General features: G+C 58.9%; 16 protein-coding genes. 3 read left to right on the plus strand and 13 right to left on the minus strand.

Annotation, left to right across the window (positions count from 1 at the left end):
• Window positions 1–4: 4 nt before the first annotated feature.
• Both ftsH and rlmE read right to left on the minus strand, forming a co-directional pair.
• Window positions 5–1915 carry an ATP-dependent zinc metalloprotease FtsH gene (gene ftsH, locus AC1Q6Y_RS20705; protein WP_057716478.1) on the minus strand — a complete coding sequence of 637 codons (1911 nt, stop codon included), beginning with the start codon at window positions 1913–1915 and terminating at the stop codon, window positions 5–7.
• 199 nt (window positions 1916–2114) lie between these two features.
• Window positions 2115–2747, minus strand: a complete 633-nt coding sequence (gene rlmE / locus AC1Q6Y_RS20710; protein ID WP_057716479.1) for a 23S rRNA (uridine(2552)-2'-O)-methyltransferase RlmE — start codon at window positions 2745–2747, stop codon at window positions 2115–2117.
• 105 nt (window positions 2748–2852) lie between these two features.
• Here rlmE and AC1Q6Y_RS20715 point away from each other — a divergent pair, with 105 nt between their 5' ends.
• Complete coding sequence (locus tag AC1Q6Y_RS20715) at window positions 2853–3161, plus strand: YhbY family RNA-binding protein (protein WP_007942889.1); 309 nt, start codon at window positions 2853–2855, stop codon at window positions 3159–3161.
• A 9-nt stretch (window positions 3162–3170) separates the two neighbouring features.
• Here the strand turns inward: AC1Q6Y_RS20715 and AC1Q6Y_RS20720 are convergent, their stop codons facing one another.
• From AC1Q6Y_RS20720 to grpE, 8 genes are all read right to left on the minus strand, one after another.
• Window positions 3171–3575, minus strand: a complete 405-nt coding sequence (locus AC1Q6Y_RS20720; protein ID WP_150812838.1) for an MFS transporter — start codon at window positions 3573–3575, stop codon at window positions 3171–3173.
• 28 nt (window positions 3576–3603) lie between these two features.
• A complete protein-coding gene (gene greA, locus AC1Q6Y_RS20725) occupies window positions 3604–4080 on the minus strand; it encodes a transcription elongation factor GreA (RefSeq protein WP_057716674.1) in 477 nt (158 codons plus the stop codon).
• A gap of 2 nt (window positions 4081–4082) precedes the next feature.
• Entirely contained in the window at window positions 4083–7304 is a 3222-nt protein-coding gene (carB, locus tag AC1Q6Y_RS20730; protein ID WP_150812839.1) for a carbamoyl-phosphate synthase large subunit, read from the minus strand.
• A gap of 116 nt (window positions 7305–7420) precedes the next feature.
• A complete protein-coding gene (gene carA / locus AC1Q6Y_RS20735) occupies window positions 7421–8557 on the minus strand; it encodes a glutamine-hydrolyzing carbamoyl-phosphate synthase small subunit (protein ID WP_046038697.1) in 1137 nt (378 codons plus the stop codon).
• Window positions 8558–8816: 259 nt separating this feature from the next.
• A complete protein-coding gene (gene dapB / locus AC1Q6Y_RS20740; RefSeq protein ID WP_057716481.1) occupies window positions 8817–9620 on the minus strand; it encodes a 4-hydroxy-tetrahydrodipicolinate reductase in 804 nt (267 codons plus the stop codon).
• Between the two features lie 10 nt (window positions 9621–9630).
• Window positions 9631–10755, minus strand: a complete 1125-nt coding sequence (gene dnaJ / locus AC1Q6Y_RS20745; RefSeq protein WP_150812840.1) for a molecular chaperone DnaJ — start codon at window positions 10753–10755, stop codon at window positions 9631–9633.
• 295 nt (window positions 10756–11050) lie between these two features.
• Window positions 11051–13003: a molecular chaperone DnaK gene (gene dnaK, locus AC1Q6Y_RS20750; RefSeq protein WP_224795452.1), complete on the minus strand. Its 1953-nt coding sequence runs from the start codon at window positions 13001–13003 to the stop codon at window positions 11051–11053.
• 65 nt (window positions 13004–13068) lie between these two features.
• Entirely contained in the window at window positions 13069–13635 is a 567-nt protein-coding gene (grpE, locus tag AC1Q6Y_RS20755) for a nucleotide exchange factor GrpE (protein WP_015093431.1), read from the minus strand.
• A gap of 240 nt (window positions 13636–13875) precedes the next feature.
• Here grpE and recN point away from each other — a divergent pair, with 240 nt between their 5' ends.
• A complete protein-coding gene (recN, locus tag AC1Q6Y_RS20760) occupies window positions 13876–15549 on the plus strand; it encodes a DNA repair protein RecN (protein WP_492625056.1) in 1674 nt (557 codons plus the stop codon).
• A 76-nt stretch (window positions 15550–15625) separates the two neighbouring features.
• Here recN and fur read toward each other — a convergent pair whose 3' ends face one another.
• Window positions 15626–16030 carry a ferric iron uptake transcriptional regulator gene (gene fur, locus AC1Q6Y_RS20765; protein WP_003197684.1) on the minus strand — a complete coding sequence of 135 codons (405 nt, stop codon included), beginning with the start codon at window positions 16028–16030 and terminating at the stop codon, window positions 15626–15628.
• Window positions 16031–16127: 97 nt separating this feature from the next.
• Here fur and AC1Q6Y_RS20770 point away from each other — a divergent pair, with 97 nt between their 5' ends.
• Complete coding sequence (locus AC1Q6Y_RS20770; RefSeq protein WP_057716485.1) at window positions 16128–16655, plus strand: outer membrane protein assembly factor BamE; 528 nt, start codon at window positions 16128–16130, stop codon at window positions 16653–16655.
• A 61-nt stretch (window positions 16656–16716) separates the two neighbouring features.
• On the opposite strand, the gene AC1Q6Y_RS20775 is transcribed toward AC1Q6Y_RS20770, so the two are convergent.
• Window positions 16717–17031, minus strand: a complete 315-nt coding sequence (locus AC1Q6Y_RS20775) for an RnfH family protein (protein WP_492625057.1) — start codon at window positions 17029–17031, stop codon at window positions 16717–16719.
• Window positions 17024–17458, minus strand: a complete 435-nt coding sequence (locus tag AC1Q6Y_RS20780) for a type II toxin-antitoxin system RatA family toxin (RefSeq protein ID WP_057716487.1) — start codon at window positions 17456–17458, stop codon at window positions 17024–17026. The genes AC1Q6Y_RS20775 and AC1Q6Y_RS20780 overlap by 8 nt, the downstream gene beginning before the upstream one ends.
• Between the last annotated feature and the right edge of the window lie 5 nt (window positions 17459–17463).

Consider the following 17463-nt stretch of genomic DNA (forward strand, 5'->3'; position numbering starts at 1 on the left):
AACCTTATACGTCAGCAGCAGGACCGCCGATCGGTGTTTCCGGACGCTCGTCCTGCACCACCGGAGGGGTGCCGGAAGTACCCGTGCCACCCGACCAGTCGCGCGGCTCGCGAGGCGTACGACCCGCCATGATGTCGTCGATCTGCTCGGCATCGATCGTTTCGTACTTCATCAAGGCATCGGCCATCGCATCGAGCTTGTCACGGTTGTCCGTGAGAATCTGCTTCGCCGTGCCATAGCACTGATCAATGATGCTGCGCACTTCGGAATCGATCAGCTTGGCCGTCTCACCAGAGAAACTTGCACTCTGACCGCCACCGCCGCGACCGAGGAACACTTCACCCTCTTCTTCGGCGTACATCAACGGACCGAGCTTTTCCGAAAGACCCCACTTGGTCACCATGTTCCGCGCAATCTGGCTGGCGCGCATGATGTCGTTGGAGGCACCGGTGGTCACGCCATCGAAGCCCAGGGTCATTTCTTCAGCGATACGACCGCCGTACAGCGAGCAGATCTGGCTGATCAACGCACGCTTGGACAGGCTGTAACGATCTTCTTCCGGCAGGAACATGGTCACACCCAGAGCGCGACCGCGCGGGATGATCGACACCTTGTACACCGGATCATGCTCAGGCACGACACGACCTACAATGGCGTGACCCGCTTCGTGATAAGCCGTGTTCTGCTTTTCTTTCTCGGACATGACCATGGATTTGCGCTCGGCGCCCATCATGATCTTGTCTTTCGCCAGTTCGAATTCTTTCATCTCGACGATGCGCTTGCCGGCACGGGCAGCGAACAACGATGCCTCGTTGACCAGGTTCGCCAGGTCAGCACCGGAGAAGCCTGGAGTACCACGAGCGATCACGGCCGGGGCAACGTCGTCGCCCATCGGCACTTTACGCATGTGAACCTTGAGAATCTGTTCGCGACCACGGATGTCCGGCAGACCAACTACAACCTGACGGTCGAAACGGCCCGGACGCAGCAGCGCAGGGTCCAGAACATCGGGACGGTTGGTCGCGGCAATCACGATGATGCCGTCATTCATCTCAAAGCCGTCCATCTCAACCAGCAATTGGTTGAGCGTCTGCTCGCGCTCGTCGTGACCACCACCCATGCCAGCACCACGATGGCGACCGACCGCATCGATTTCGTCGATGAAGATGATGCATGGAGCGTGTTTCTTGGCCTGCTCGAACATGTCGCGAACACGGCTGGCACCCACGCCGACGAACATTTCGACGAAGTCGGAGCCGGAAATGGTGAAGAACGGTACTTTGGCTTCGCCGGCGATGGCCTTGGCGATCAAGGTTTTACCGGTACCCGGAGGCCCCACCATCAGCACACCGCGAGGAATGCGGCCACCGAGGCGCTGGAATTTGCCCGGATCGCGCAGGAACTCGACCAGTTCACCGACTTCTTCCTTGGCTTCGTCGCAACCGGCAACGTCAGCCAGGGTCGTCTTCACCTGATCTTCGGAGAGCAGGCGCGCCTTGCTTTTGCCGAAGCTCATCGGCCCGCCCTTGCCACCGGCACCGCCCTGCATCTGCCGCATGAAGAACATGAACACGGCGATGATCACGAGGATCGGGAAGCTGGCAACCAGAAGCTGAGTCCAGATGCTTTGCTGTTCAGGCTGCTTGCCTTCGACCACGACGTGGTTATCCACCAGGTCGCCGATCAGGCCGTTGTCCTGGATCGCCGGGCGAATGGTCTTGAAGCTGTCGCCATCGTTGCGCTTGCCGGTAATCACGTAGCCATCAACCGCTACGCGCTCGACCTTGCCATCCTTGACCTGCTGGATGAAGTCGGAATAGTTGAGGGTCTGCGGCTCGTTAGGGCTGGAGAAGTTGTTCATCACCGTCACCAGGACAGCCGCGATGATCAACCACAGGATCAGATTCTTTGCCATATCGTTCAATTAACTACCCTCTGAAGCAAGCTCCGCTACTGGCGCGCGCTTCGCATGATATTCACCGGCCTAACTTACTACATTACCTACAACTTGGCAGGCGCCGTCTGTAACCCTTTGTGAAACACTTCCTACACAATATTCGCTAATTCTGACAAGGCGTAATACAAAAATCCTATCGCCTTGATCGAAAATTCACTCAACTCTCACTGCGTCCGCGGAAACCACGGCCCAGCAGGTACTGCTCGCGAGAACGGTCGCGCGACGAAGTCGGCTTGCGCATCTGCACCTTCTCGAACTGCTGGCGAACGCTCTTGTGGAACTCGTCGAAACCTTCGCCCTGGAAGATCTTGATCAAAAAATCACCACCGGGCTTGAGCACCCGAGTCGAGAGATCCAGCGCCAACTCGCACAGGAACATCGCTCGCGGCATGTCCACGGCTGGTAGTCCACTCATATTGGGGGCCATATCGGAAATCACAAGGTCTACTTCCTTATTTCCGACGGCATCGAGGATCTGGGCCAGCACGGCATCCTCGGTAAAGTCGCCCTGAATGAAGGTCACGTCCGGGATGCTGTCCATTTCCAGAATGTCAGAAGCGATCAATGTCCCCTGCCCACCAATCAGACGACTGGTCACCTGGGACCAGCCACCAGGGGCCGCTCCAAGGTCGATTACGCTCATGCCCGGGCGGATCAGACGGTCCTTTTCCTGGATCTCCAGCAGTTTGTAGCTGGCGCGGGAACGATACCCGTCTTTTTGTGCCATTTTGACGAATGGGTCGTTGAAATGTTCTTTCAGCCAGTTAAGGCTTGTCTTGGAACGGGCCACGGGCCACCTCGAAAATAAAACGGGTCGTGATTAACTGGGCGGTCCCGGACTCGCTCGGGTAAACTGGCCGCCGCTTTTTACAAGATCAGACGCAGGGGTCAGATTATGCCGCTCACTCAAGAGCAGAAGAAACAGTACAAATCCATTGGCCACCATCTGAAACCGGTTCTGATTGTGGCAGACAATGGTTTGACTGAAGGTGTGTTAGCCGAACTCGAACGCGCATTGGCGGATCACGAGCTGATCAAAATCAAGCTCAACATCCTCGATCGCGAATCGCGCCTGGCGTCCATTGCAGAGCTCTGCAAGGTCGGCAAAGCGGATCTGGTCCAGGTCATCGGCAAGATGGCACTGATCTACCGCAAGAACTTCAGCGTCAACAAGCAGCTGTCGAACGTCCATCGCTTCAAGTGATGGCAAGGGTCAAGGGTGTGCTTCGCGCACCCTGCCACTCCATCCCGGCATCGGCTGCAACACCAGCACCAGCCCGGTAAAGCCCAGAACAAGATAGCTGAACGCCTGCCAACGCACGGCATCCGGCCAGCCGAAACGCACCACGAAGTACATCGCGCACGCATACAGCGCCATCAACAGCAGTTGCCCGCGAATATCGCGCCATAGACTGACAAGGCCCTCGGCCTTAACCAGCACCAAAGCCTGCAATATCACACACGCCGTAGCGAATCCCACTACCAACGCATTGAGCATGCCTGCGATTTCATCGATCAGCAGCGGTGCCAGGCCAATTCGTCCCAGCACCGGCAAAAGACCGACGTGCAACAACCACAAGCCGCCGACCCACAACATCTGGGTCAGCTGCCAAAGCATGACGCCCGCACGAAGCGGGCGCCGGCCTTCAGACGTGGCGAACTTCGACAATCTCGTACTCGATAACGCCACCAGGCGTCTTGACGGCAACCACATCACCCTCTTCCTTGGCAATCAAGGCGCGGGCAATCGGCGAGCCGACAGAGATCTTGCCGAGTTTGATGTCAGCCTCGTCCTCACCAACGATCTGGTAAGTCACGCTTTCATCGGTTTCGACGTTGGCGATTTCGACGGTTGTGCCGAAAATCACCTTGCCGGAGTGAGGAATGGTCGTCACATCGATGATCACCGCGTTCTGCATGCGGCCTTCGATATCACGGATCCGCGCCTCGACCATACCTTGCTGCTCACGGGCAGCGTGGTATTCGGCGTTTTCCTTCAAGTCACCCAACTCGCGGGCCGTACCGATGTCCTGGCTAAGCTTCGGACGAACGACCTTGGTCAGGTGAGTGTGCTCTTCTTCCAGGGCGCGAGCGCCCTGAACGGTCATTGGGTACTTCGTTATGCTCATGCCTTCAATCCTGCGTGTAGATCCTGCAAGCGGCGCACGGTCTTCTCGGGACCGAACTTCAGCGCTTCACAGATGGCTTCGCCAGCAGCAATGGTGGTGGTGCAGTAAATCTTGTGCTGCAAGGCATTACGACGAATGGAGTACGAATCAGCGATCGACTGACGACCTTCGGTGGTGTTGATGATCAGCGTGACTTCGTCATTCTTGATCATGTCGACCACGTGCGGACGACCCTCGGTCACCTTGTTCACACGGCGCACTTTCAGACCTGCAGCCTCGATCAGCTTGGCAGTACCGGCAGTGGCGACCACTTCGAAGCCCAAGTTGATCAGATCACGGGCCACGCCCGCAACCAGTGGCTTGTCGTCGTCACGTACGCTGATGAACGCAGTACCGCCGGTCGGCAACACTTCGCTGGCACCCATCTGGGCCTTGGCGAACGCTTCACCGAAGGTGTCGCCCACGCCCATCACTTCACCAGTCGACTTCATCTCTGGGCCGAGGATCGGGTCAACGCCTGGGAATTTGGCGAACGGGAACACTGCCTCTTTCACACTGTAGAAGTTCGGAATGATTTCCTTGGTGAAACCCAGTTCTTTCAGGGTTTTACCGGCCATCACGCGCGCCGCGATCATCGCCAGGGAAACACCGATGCACTTGGACACGAACGGTACGGTACGGGAGGCGCGCGGGTTGACTTCGATGACGTAGATGTCCTCGCCTTGCAGCGCCAACTGTACGTTCATCAGACCAACCACACCCAGCTCCAGGGCCATTTTCTTGACCTGTTCGCGCATCTCGTCCTGGATGTGCGCCGGCAGCGAGTACGGCGGCAGCGAGCATGCGGAGTCACCGGAGTGAACACCGGCTTGCTCGATGTGCTGCATGATCGCGCCGATTACCACGTCCTTGCCGTCGCAGACCGCATCCACGTCCATTTCGATCGCGCAGTTGAGGAAGTGGTCCAGCAGCACCGGGCTGTCGTTGGACACTTGAACCGCTTCACGCAGGTAGCGCTTGAGTTCTTCTTCTTCGTAAACGATTTCCATCGCACGACCGCCCAGTACATAGGACGGGCGCACCACCAGCGGGTAACCGATCTTGCTGGCGGCACGAATCGCTTCGTCTTCGCTGCGCACGGTGGCGTTTGGCGGCTGACGCAGGTTCAGGCGCTGAACCATCTGCTGGAAGCGCTCACGGTCTTCCGCACGGTCGATGGCGTCAGGGCTGGTACCGATGATCGGCACGCCGGCGGCTTCCAGGGCACGCGCCAGTTTCAGCGGGGTCTGGCCGCCGTACTGGACGATCACGCCTTTCGGCTTCTCGACGCGGACGATTTCCAGCACGTCTTCCAGGGTCACTGGTTCGAAGTACAGGCGATCGGAGGTGTCGTAGTCGGTGGATACGGTTTCCGGGTTGCAGTTGACCATGATGGTCTCGTAGCCGTCATCGCGCAGGGCCAGTGCCGCGTGTACGCAGCAGTAGTCGAACTCGATGCCCTGGCCGATACGGTTCGGACCGCCACCCAGGATCATGATCTTGTCGCGACCCGATGGCGCCGCTTCGCACTCTTCTTCGTACGTCGAGTACAGGTAGGCGGTGTCGGTGGCGAACTCAGCGGCGCAGGTATCAACGCGCTTGTAGACCGGGAAGATTTCCAGCTTGTGACGATGAGCACGCAGGCTCTTCTCGGTCACGCCCAGCAGTTTGGCCAGGCGCATATCGGAGAAGCCTTTGCGCTTGAGGCGGAACATCAGATCGCGGTCGATGCTGGTCAGACCCAGGGTCTTGACCTTCTCTTCGTCCTTGATCAGGTCTTCCATCTGCACCAGGAACCAAGGATCGATCATGGTCATGCCGAAGATGTCTTCAACACTCATGCCGGCGCGCATGGCGTCCGCCACGTACCAGATACGCTCGGCGCCCGGCACGGTCAGCTCGCGCTTGAGCACGCTCATGCTTTCCGGGTTGGCCAGATCAACCTTCTCGTCCAGACCGCAAACACCGACTTCCAGGCCGCGCAGGGCTTTCTGCAGGGACTCCTGGAAGGTCCGGCCGATGGCCATGACTTCACCGACCGACTTCATCTGAGTGGTCAGGCGCGCGTCAGCCTTGGAGAACTTCTCGAAGGCAAAGCGTGGCAGCTTGGTGACGACGTAGTCGATGGACGGCTCGAAGGACGCCGGGGTCTTGCCGCCGGTGATGTCGTTCGACAGCTCGTCGAGGGTGTAACCCACGGCCAGCTTGGCCGCAACCTTGGCGATCGGGAAGCCGGTGGCTTTCGAAGCCAGGGCCGACGAACGGGATACACGCGGGTTCATCTCGATCACGACCATGCGGCCAGTGTTCGGGCAGATACCGAACTGAACGTTGGAGCCGCCGGTTTCCACGCCGATCTCGCGCAGTACCGCCAGGGAGGCGTTACGCAGGATCTGGTATTCCTTGTCAGTCAGGGTCTGTGCAGGTGCCACGGTGATCGAGTCACCGGTGTGCACGCCCATCGGGTCGAAGTTTTCGATGGAGCAGACGATGATGCAGTTGTCCTTCTTATCGCGGACAACCTCCATCTCGTACTCTTTCCAACCGATCAGCGATTCGTCGATCAGCAGTTCCTTGGTCGGCGACAGGTCCAGACCACGGGCGCAGATTTCTTCGAACTCTTCACGGTTGTAAGCGATACCGCCACCGGTGCCGCCCATGGTGAAGGACGGACGGATGATGCACGGGAAGCCAAGCTTCTCGAGGACCGCATTGGCCTCTTCCATGCTGTGGGCGATACCGGAACGCGGGCACGCCAGGCCGATGGATTTCATCGCCTTGTCGAAACGCGAACGGTCTTCAGCCTTGTCGATGGTGTCGGCGTTGGCACCGATCATCTCTACGCCGAACTTCTCCAGAACGCCTTCGCGCTCCAGGTCCAGGGCGCAGTTCAGAGCAGTCTGGCCGCCCATGGTCGGCAGCAGCGCGTCCGGACGCTCTTTTTCGATGATCTTGGCAACGGTCTGCCACTTGATCGGCTCGATGTAGGTGGCGTCGGCCATGGCCGGGTCGGTCATGATGGTGGCCGGGTTGGAGTTCACCAGGATGACGCGGTAGCCCTCCTCGCGCAGGGCTTTACAGGCCTGGGCGCCGGAGTAGTCGAATTCGCAGGCCTGGCCGATCACGATCGGGCCAGCGCCGAGAATCAGGATGCTTTTAATGTCTGTACGTTTTGGCATGGGTTTGTCACTCAAATCCGCAGGTCAGTCGGCAAGCCGTCTTGTTCAATCTGAAGCCTTGAGGGGGCCGCCGGTATCGGGACCACCCTCAAGCCTTGCTACATCAGGGCGAGCGATCAGCGTCGCTTGGCCATCTCGGTGATGAAGCGATCGAACAATGGCGCTACGTCGTTCGGGCCAGGGCTGGCTTCCGGGTGACCCTGGAAGCTGAAGGCGCTCTTGTCGGTACGCTCGATACCTTGCAGGGTGCCGTCGAACAGCGATTTGTGGATCGCGCGAACGTTGGCCGGCAGGGTCGCTTCGTCTACGGCAAAACCGTGGTTCTGGCTGGTGATCATCACCACACCGCTGTCCAGGTCCTGGACGGGGTGGTTGGCACCGTGGTGGCCATGACCCATTTTCAGGGTCTTGGCGCCGGAGGCCAGGGCCAGCAGTTGGTGACCGAGGCAGATACCGAAGACCGGAATTTCGGTTTCCAGCACGTCCTTGATCGCCTGGATCGCGTAGTCGCAAGGCTCCGGGTCACCAGGGCCGTTGGACAGGAATACGCCGTCCGGCTTCAGCGCCAGCACATCGGCAGCAGGTGTTTGCGCAGGCACGACGGTCACGCGGCAACCGCGCTCGACCAGCATGCGCAGGATGTTCACCTTGACACCGTAGTCGTAGGCAACCACGTGGTACGGCAGCTCGGAAGCTTCGATAGTCGCGTGGCTGTCGGTTTTCAGATCCCAGACAGTCGAGCGCCACTCGTAGCTTTCCTTGGTGCTGACGACTTTCGCCAGGTCCATGCCCTTGAGGCCTGGGAAACCCTGGGCGGCGGCAATGGCGGCGGCTTCGGAAATGTTGTCACCAGCCATGATGCAGCCGTTCTGTGCGCCTTTTTCACGCAGGATGCGCGTCAGGCGGCGGGTGTCGATACCGGCGATGGCCACAACATTGTTGGCCTTCAGGTAGTCGGACAGGGACATCGTGTTACGCCAGTTGCTCGCCACCAGTGGCAGGTCACGGATGACCAGGCCGGCAGACCAGACGCGGTTGGATTCGGCGTCTTCCGGCGTGGTGCCGGTGTTGCCGATGTGCGGGTAAGTCAGGGTAACAATCTGTTGGGCGTAGGAAGGATCGGTAAGGATTTCCTGATAGCCGGTCATTGCGGTGTTGAACACCACCTCACCAACGGTTTGACCGTCGGCTCCAATGGCTTCGCCGCGAAAAATGCTGCCATCAGCAAGGGCGAGTATGGCTGGCTTAGTCAAGAAGACCTCCCGTAAATAAAGCCTGAAAGGGCGATCGCAGGTTGTAAAAAAGCGGAGTGACGTATGGACACGTCACCCCGCTTCTTCACTGAATTATTCTGCGCGCTTTTAGTGGACACACTAAAGCTGTAGCTTACAGAAAAAGGCCTTTTTGGTCTACCGCCAATGAGCCTTAAAGGCTGGAGAATGCGACAGGACGTCGCTTGGCGGAACAAAACCGGGCTCAAACGCTGTGCGCGAGCCCGATTTCGGGTGCATCTTAACGCAGATCGAGCACGTCTTGCATGTCGTAAAGGCCAGGCTCGCGCCCGTCCAGCCACAATGCGGCACGCACCGCACCCTTGGCGAACGTCATGCGACTGGATGCCTTGTGTGTGATCTCGACACGCTCGCCGTCGGCGGCGAACAGCACGGTGTGATCACCGACGATGTCGCCAGCGCGTACAGTGGCGAAACCAATGGTCTCGCGATCACGAGCGCCGGTCTGGCCCTCACGACCATACACCGCCACCTTTTTCAGATCGCGACCCAACGCATCGGCAATCACCTCTCCCATGCGCACGGCAGTGCCGGACGGCGCATCGACTTTATGCCGATGGTGAGCTTCGGTGATTTCGATATCGACATCGTCGCCCAATACGCGAGCGGCCGTGTCGAGCAACTTCAGGCACAGGTTGACCCCGACACTGAAGTTGGCCGCGAAGACAATCGGAATGTCCTTGCCCGCTTCCGCCAGCAACTGCTTTTCTTCAACGCTGAAACCGGTGGTACCGATGATCATGGCCTTGCCGTGTTTACGGCAGAACGCCAGGTTCTTCAGGGTCACCGTCGGGTGCGTGAAGTCGATCAGCACGTCGAACTCGTCGACCACCCGATCCAGATCACCGGACAGAGGCACGCCGATACGACCCAGCGCAGCCAACTCACCGGCATCCGCGCCGACCAACGTGCTGTCGGGACGATCCACCGCCGCCGTCAGACCGGCGCCCGGGGTTTGCTGCACGGCTTCAATCAGGGTCTTGCCCATGCGCCCGGCGGCGCCCATCACTGCAATACGTCGCATGCCTGTCTCCTTACAAATCGCCGAAGAAGCGCTTCACGCCTTCGAACCAACCGGTGGTTTTTGGCGAATGGCTGTTGTCATCCGCCAGCGAACTACGGAATTCCTCGAGCATTTCACGCTGGCGACGGCTCAGGTTGACCGGAGTCTCGACCGCCACGCGGCACATCAAGTCGCCAGCACCACCGCCACGCACTGGCGCGACACCCTTGCCGCGCACACGGAACTGCTTGCCGGTCTGGGTCCCCTCAGGGATCTTCAGCTTGACCCGACCATCAAGGGTCGGAATTTCCAGCTCACCACCCAGCGCCGCATCGACGAAGCTGATCGGCACTTCGCAGAACAGGTGCTTGCCATCGCGCTGGAAAATCGAGTGCTCGCGCACATTGATCACCACGTACAGGTCGCCAGTCGGGCCACCCTGGGCACCCGCCTCGCCTTCGCCGGACAGACGAATGCGATCACCGGTATCGACACCGGCCGGCACTTTCACCGACAGGGTCTTGTACTCTTCGATACGACCTTCGCCGTGGCAGGAATCGCACGGATCGGAAATGATCTTGCCCTGGCCATGGCAGCGCGGGCAGGTCTGCTGCACCGAGAAGAAACCTTGCTGCATGCGCACCTGGCCGATACCGCCGCAAGTCGGGCAGGTCACCGGCGCAGAACCTTTCTTGGCGCCGGAGCCGTCGCAAGGCTTGCAGTTGACCAGCGTCGGAACGCGAATATTCACGGTCGTACCGCGCACCGCCTCTTCGAGATCCAGCTCCAGGGTGTAGCGCAAGTCACTGCCGCGCTGAGCACCGCCACGGGAACCGCCGCGACCGCCACCGAAGAAGTCACTGAAGACATCACCAAAGATGTCGGAGAAGTTCTGACCGCCGAAACCGGCACCGCCGCCACCCATGCTCGGGTCGACACCGGCATGGCCGTACTGGTCGTACGCCGCGCGCTTGCTGGAATCGGACAGCACTTCGTAGGCCTCGTTGGCCTCCTTGAACATCTCTTCCGACGCCTTGTCATCGGGATTACGGTCCGGGTGGTGCTTCATCGCCAGGCGACGGTAAGCCTTCTTCAGGTCCGCTTCGCTTGAGCCACGCTCAACACCCAACACTTCGTAATAGTCACGCTTTGCCATAAGTCTTTGCACTCTTGAGGACGTCCGACAAAACCCTCCTGAGTTTGCCGAACTCGTTGAGCCCCAATACAGGCCCGGACCCAACTCACGTCAATTCAACGATCCTGGTCTTTGATTCTTGCGGTACTTGCGGCACGAAAAGCAGGAGCATTTCCGGCCATACCACCAGCACGTGAACGCTGTCGCATGCTGTAAAAATTCGCGTATTCCAGATACGCCAACGCGGGAGCAAGCTCCCGCGCGGCGACATCCTACCAGTCACCGCCTAAAGGCAGTCAACCGGCCGACCAACAACTTACTTGTGGTCTTTGACTTCTTCGAACTCGGCGTCGACAACGTCGTCAGCCTTTTCCGCCTTGTCGTCGTGCGGTGCCGCGCCTTCAGCAGGCTGAGCCTGTTCGGCGTACATCTTCTGCGCCACTGGAGCGGAGACTTTCGACAGCTCTTCAACCTTGGCGTCGATAGCAGCCTTGTCGTCGCCTTTAACGGCGGCTTCCAGGGCAACTACGGCAGCTTCGATTGCAGTCTTCTCTTCAGCGGTCACTTTATCGCCGGCGTCGGAGACCATTTTGCGAGTCGAGTGAACCAGTGCATCACCCTGGTTACGGGCAGCGGCCAGCTCTTCGAACTTGCGATCTTCCTCGGCGTTAGCCTCGGCATCACGCACCATGCGCTCGATTTCTTCGTCGGACAGACCGGAGTTGGCCTTGATCACGATCGACTGAGTCTTGCCGGTAGCCTTGTCCTTCGCACCTACGTGCAGGATGCCGTTGGCGTCGATGTCGAAGGTCACTTCGATCTGCGGCACGCCACGTGGAGCTGGTGGAATGTCGGCCAGGTCGAACTTGCCCAGGGACTTGTTCTGTGCGGCTTGCTTACGCTCGCCTTGCAGCACATGAATGGTCACGGCGCCCTGGTTGTCGTCGGCAGTCGAGAACACTTGCGATTTCTTGGTAGGAATCGTGGTGTTTTTCTCGATCAGCGCGGTCATCACGCCACCCATGGTTTCGATACCCAGGGTCAGCGGGCTGACGTCGAGCAGCAGAACGTCCTTCACGTCACCGGCCAGTACCGCACCCTGGATGGCAGCACCCATGGCAACCGCTTCGTCCGGGTTGACGTCTTTACGAGCTTCTTTACCGAAGAACTCGGTTACCAGCTTCTGAACCAGTGGCATACGGGTCTGACCGCCCACCAGGATCACGTCGTTGATCGCGCCAACGTCGATACCGGCATCTTTCATTGCGATGCGGCAAGGTTCGATGGTGCGCTGAACCAGGTCTTCCACCAGCGCTTCGAGCTTGGCGCGGGAGATCTTCACGTTCAGGTGCTTAGGACCGGTGGCGTCTGCAGTGATGTACGGCAGGTTCACGTCGGTCGACTGGCTCGAGGACAGTTCGATCTTGGCTTTTTCAGCAGCTTCTTTCAGGCGCTGCATGGCCAGCGGGTCGCCCTTGAGGTTCATGCCGCTTTCTTTCTTGAATTCGTCGACGAGGTAGTCGATCAGACGAATGTCAAAGTCTTCACCGCCCAGGAACGTGTCACCGTTGGTGGCCAGTACTTCGAACTGGTGCTCGCCATCGACTTCAGCGATCTCGATCACGGAAACGTCGAAAGTACCGCCGCCCAGGTCGTAAACGATCACGGTGTGATCGCCCTTGGCCTTGTCCATGCCGTAAGCCAGAGCAGCTGCGGTTGGTTCGTTGATGATACGTTTTACGTCCAGGCCAGCGATGCGGCCGGCGTCTTTGGTCGCCTGGCGCTGGCTGTCGTTGAAGTAGGCCGGAACGGTGATCACCGCTTCAGTCACGGTCTCGCCGAGATAGTCTTCGGCGGTCTTCTTCATCTTCTTCAGGATTTCAGCCGAGATTTGTGGCGGTGCCATTTTCTGGCCGTTCACTTCAACCCAGGCGTCGCTGTTGTCAGCCTTGACGATCTTGTAAGGGACCATCTGAATGTCTTTCTGCACGACTTCTTCGTCGAAACGACGACCGATCAGACGCTTCACCGCATACAGGGTGTTGTGCGGATTGGTCACGGCCTGACGCTTGGCCGACTGGCCAACCAGGATTTCGCCATCGTTGGCGTAAGCGATGATCGACGGCGTGGTACGCGCGCCTTCAGCGTTTTCAATAACTTTTGCCTTGCCGTTTTCCAGCACGGAGACGCAGGAGTTGGTAGTCCCCAGGTCGATACCGATAATTTTGCCCATGTTCACTCTCCCGAAACTTTGATTTGGTTGCCGCAGCAGTGGTGGCTAACTGCGGTAGCACTTAAACGCTTGACTTATAAATGGGGGCCTCGCGGCGGATTTCAAGCCTGCTCGTCAATCGAAGGCGAAACCGGCGCAGGCGCCTTGCTGACCACGACCATCGCCGGGCGCAACAGGCGACCATTGAGCTGATAGCCCTTCTGGAACACCTTCAGAACGCTGTTCGGCTCGACATCTGCGCTTTCCTGCATGGCCATTGCCTGATGCTGAACGGCGTTGAACGGTTCGCCATGCGGATCGATCGCTTCAAGCTGATAACGCTTGAGAGTGTCGTGGAACATTTTCAGGGTCAGCTCGATGCCTTCGCGCATCGGACGGATGCTTTCGTCGTCCGGGCTGGACAGTTCCAGGCCACGCTCCAGGCTGTCGACGATCGGCAGCAGGTCGCCGGCGAATTTTTCCAGCGCGAACTTGTGAGCCTTCTCCACATCCTGCTCGGCGCGACGGCGGACGTTCTGCAGATCGGCGGCTACACGCAAAGCCTGATCCTGAGCGCCTGCCAGTTGCTCTTCGAGCACTTGTACACGAGCCGCCAGGTCATCACCCGAAGCCTCGGGCGCCTGGTTGGCGTCTGGGTTTTGCGTATCCACTGTCTGTTCGTCAGCCATAGATCTCTCCTTTCAATTTCGTCCGCGAGCTCAACTCGCGCGTCTGCCCAGCTATATGGGGCCGCAAAATCCGGCTTCAAGGGGGGCCGACGATTAACCCTACAAAAAACAACTGCTTTGTCATTCCCGGTCGCGATAAGGCTTTCGTCGGTCCGAGCGAATCGAGCTAACGAGGGGCATTGTCAGCCCGAAACAAAACACTGTATAAATAACCAGACCTAACACCTGGGAGCGGCCCATATGCTGGTGCACCTGTCCGTACACAACTACGCCATCGTTGAACATCTCGATCTCGAACTCGATCGCGGGATGAGCGTGATCACCGGAGAAACCGGCGCGGGCAAGTCGATCATGCTCGACGCGCTGGGCCTTACCCTGGGTGATCGCGCCGACAGCGGCGTGGTCCGCCCCGGCGCCGACAAGGCCGATATCCTGGCCACCTTCGATCTGGTCGACATTCCGGAAGCCAGCGCCTGGCTGGCCGAACGCGACCTCGAAAACGACGGCCCGTGCATCCTGCGCCGGGTCATCACATCCGAAGGACGTTCGCGCGGCTACATCAACGGCACGCCCTGCCCGCTTGGCGACCTCAAGGCGCTGGGCGAGCTGCTGATCGACATTCACAGCCAGCACGAACACCAATCCCTGCTCAAGACCGATACTCACCGCCGCCTGCTCGATGAATATGCCGGCGCGACCGACCTTGCCCGCCAGGTTCAGCTCGCCGCCCAGTGTTGGCGCCAGACCCGCCAGGAACTGGAGCGACTCTCCAACTCCGGCGATGAGCAACGCGCCCGCCATCAGTTGCTCAGCTATCAACTCGAAGAACTGGAAAACCTTGGCCTTGGCGACAACGAACTGGAGCAGCTCGAGCAGGAACACAAGAACCTGACCAACGCCGAGACCTTGCTCGGGATCTGCCGGCAAGTCGTCGAGCAATGCAGTGAAAGTGATTCCGGGAATGTACTGAACGCCCTGACCGCCAGCCTCAACCGCCTGTCGAGCGTGAACAGCTCGATCGGTGCGCTGGGCGAAGCCAGCAGCCTGTTGACCAGTGCACAGATCCAGGTTGAAGAGGCCGTGGGTGAACTGAACCGCTTCCTCGACAACTTCGACGCCGATCCATCGCGCCTTCAATACCTTGAAGAGCGCCTCGACGCGATCTACACCCTGGCGCGCAAACATCGCATCCAGCCGACCGAAGTTGCCGAGATGCAGCAGAAACTGCTGGATGAAATCGAAACCCTCAACGCCAACGACGAATCCATCGAGCGGCTGAGCGACGAGCTGTCTTCATACGCTCGCCATTATCAGGAAAAGGCTCGGGAACTGAGCGACCTGCGTCATCAAGCCTCGAGTAGCCTGGCCAGCGCCGTGGAACAGGAGATCCAGCGCCTGGGCATGCCTGGCGGGCGCTTCACCATCGAGCTGCGCCCAAACAGTAGCGACGAGCTACTCCCTAACGGACTTGAACAGGTTGAACTACTGGTCAGCGCCAACCCGGGCCAACCATTGAAAGCCTTGGCAAAAGTTGCATCCGGAGGCGAGCTGTCACGGATCAGCCTGGCGATCCAGGTGATCACCGCGCAGACATCTCGCGTTCCCACTCTAGTATTCGACGAAGTGGACGTTGGTATCGGTGGTCCGACTGCGGAAATCGTCGGCCAGCTGTTGCGTCGCCTCGGCGAGCGCGGGCAGGTACTGACCGTGACCCACTTGCCGCAAGTGGCAGCGCAAGGCCATCAACATCTATTTGTGCATAAAGTGCGCGGCGAAGATGCCACCCGCACGGCCGTTTCCAGATTGAGCAAAAACGACCGCGTCGAAGAAGTCGCACGGATGCTGGGCGGCATCGACCTCACCAAGGAATCCCTGGCGCATGCCAAAAAAATGGTGGTGGCCGCAAAAGCCTGAATAAAGGCAGAAAGCACGAAGGCGACCCTGGGGTCGCCTTCGTTCGTTTCGCGAACTGAATGTTCGCGCGACATGCTTACTTTTTCTTGCGCACGTACAGCACCAGATTGTGATCAACCATCTCGAAGCCATACTTGTCGACGATTGCTTTCTGAAGCCGCTCGATTTCTTCGTCGAAGAATTCGATCACTTCACTGGTTTCGACGTTGACCATATGGTCGTGATGCTTTCCGTCGTCCAGTTCGAAGACCGCATGGCCTCCGTCGAAGTTGTGCCGCACCACAAGGCCAGCTGCCTCGAACTGGGTCAGAACACGGTAAACCGTGGCCAGACCGACGTCCTCACCAGCCTCCATAAGGGCCTTGTAGACATCCTCGGCACTCATGTGGCGCTGCTCGGCGGAATCGAGCATTTGCAGAATTTTGACCCGTGGCAGGGTCACTTTGAGGCCGGCTTTGCGTAGTTCGCTATTTTCAACCATGGTCAGCTTTCTCGCGATGCTGCTTCGCAGCTTCTCTTAATGCGGGTATGATCGGCGTTTACGTTGTCCCAGCCAAGATAGTGGAAGTCGCCCACCGATGCAAAACACCAAGCTCTTGCTAACCAGTTTCACCTTTGTGGGACTGCTCGCACTCGCCGGTTGTTCATTCCCCGGGGTTTACAAAATCGACATCCAGCAGGGCAATGTCGTCACGCAGGACATGATAGACCAGTTACGCCCGGGAATGACCCGTAAGCAAGTACGGTTTATCATGGGCAACCCTCTGCTGACTGACACGTTCCATGCCGATCGCTGGGATTATCTGTACAGCCTGCAACCGGGTGGCGGTGAACGCCAACAGGAACGCATTAGCGTTATCTTCAACCCAAATGATCAGCTTGTCAGCCTCTCCGGCGATTTCATGCCAGGCGTGAGCCGTGACGAAGCCATTCTCGGCAAGGACAGCGGCACGACAGTGGCTGCCCCGGCAGAAAACGTCGAGAAGCCAAAACCGGAAAAACCGGTCAAGCCAGGTTCGTTGCTGGATCAGATCCAGAAGGACGTCGATGGCGTAGAAACCGTTCCGGTCCCGACGCCGGAGCCACTGGACACCTCGCCGCAATAATTTGCGACGCAATAAAAAGCCCGGCATGCCCGGGCTTTTTATTGTCTGGCGTTCAAGCCACTCACTGATTCCGCGCTTTGGCCTCGGCAGCTTTCGCCGCGCGCAGTCGGCGCACCTCTTTCGGATCGGCCAGCAACGGGCGGTAAATCTCGATGCGATCCCCGGCCTGGACTACCCGACTCTCCGGGTCAGCGACCACCTTGCCGAAGATCCCCACAGGGCAATGGGTCAGATTCAGCGCCGGAAACTCTTCAGCCACGGCCGACCTGAGCAAGGCCGCCCGCACGGTCGTTCCGACAGGTACGGCCACTGTCAGCAGCACCTGACGGTCTACGGCCGCGTAGACCACCTCGACTTCAATCATGACCTCAACCATGTATCTGCTTGGCGCGCTGGCAGAACGCATCCACCAAAGTGTTGGCCGCCTGATTGAACAGCGGCCCCAAGGTGGCGCGAACCAGCGGCCCGGCATAATCGAATGACAGATCGAGGCTGATCTTGCAGGCTTTGTCGGTCAGCGCCTTGAATACCCAGATGCCATGCAATTGGGTGAAAGGACCCTCTTCGAGGTTCATTTCGATCGACTGCCCCGGAATCAACGTGTTGCGCGTCACGAAATGCTGACTGAGGCCACCCTTCGCCACGCCGACACTCGCCCGCATATGCTCAGGTGAGCTCTCCAGGACTTCGGCGGACGAGCACCACGGCAGAAACTCCGGATAGCGCGCCACGTCGTTGACCAGGTCATACAGCGCTTGCGCCGGGTACGGCAGCAAGGCCGAACGTGAAATGTGTGTCGTCATGTCAG

The organism is Pseudomonas sp. GW823-FHT06E10, from assembly GCF_058794995.1.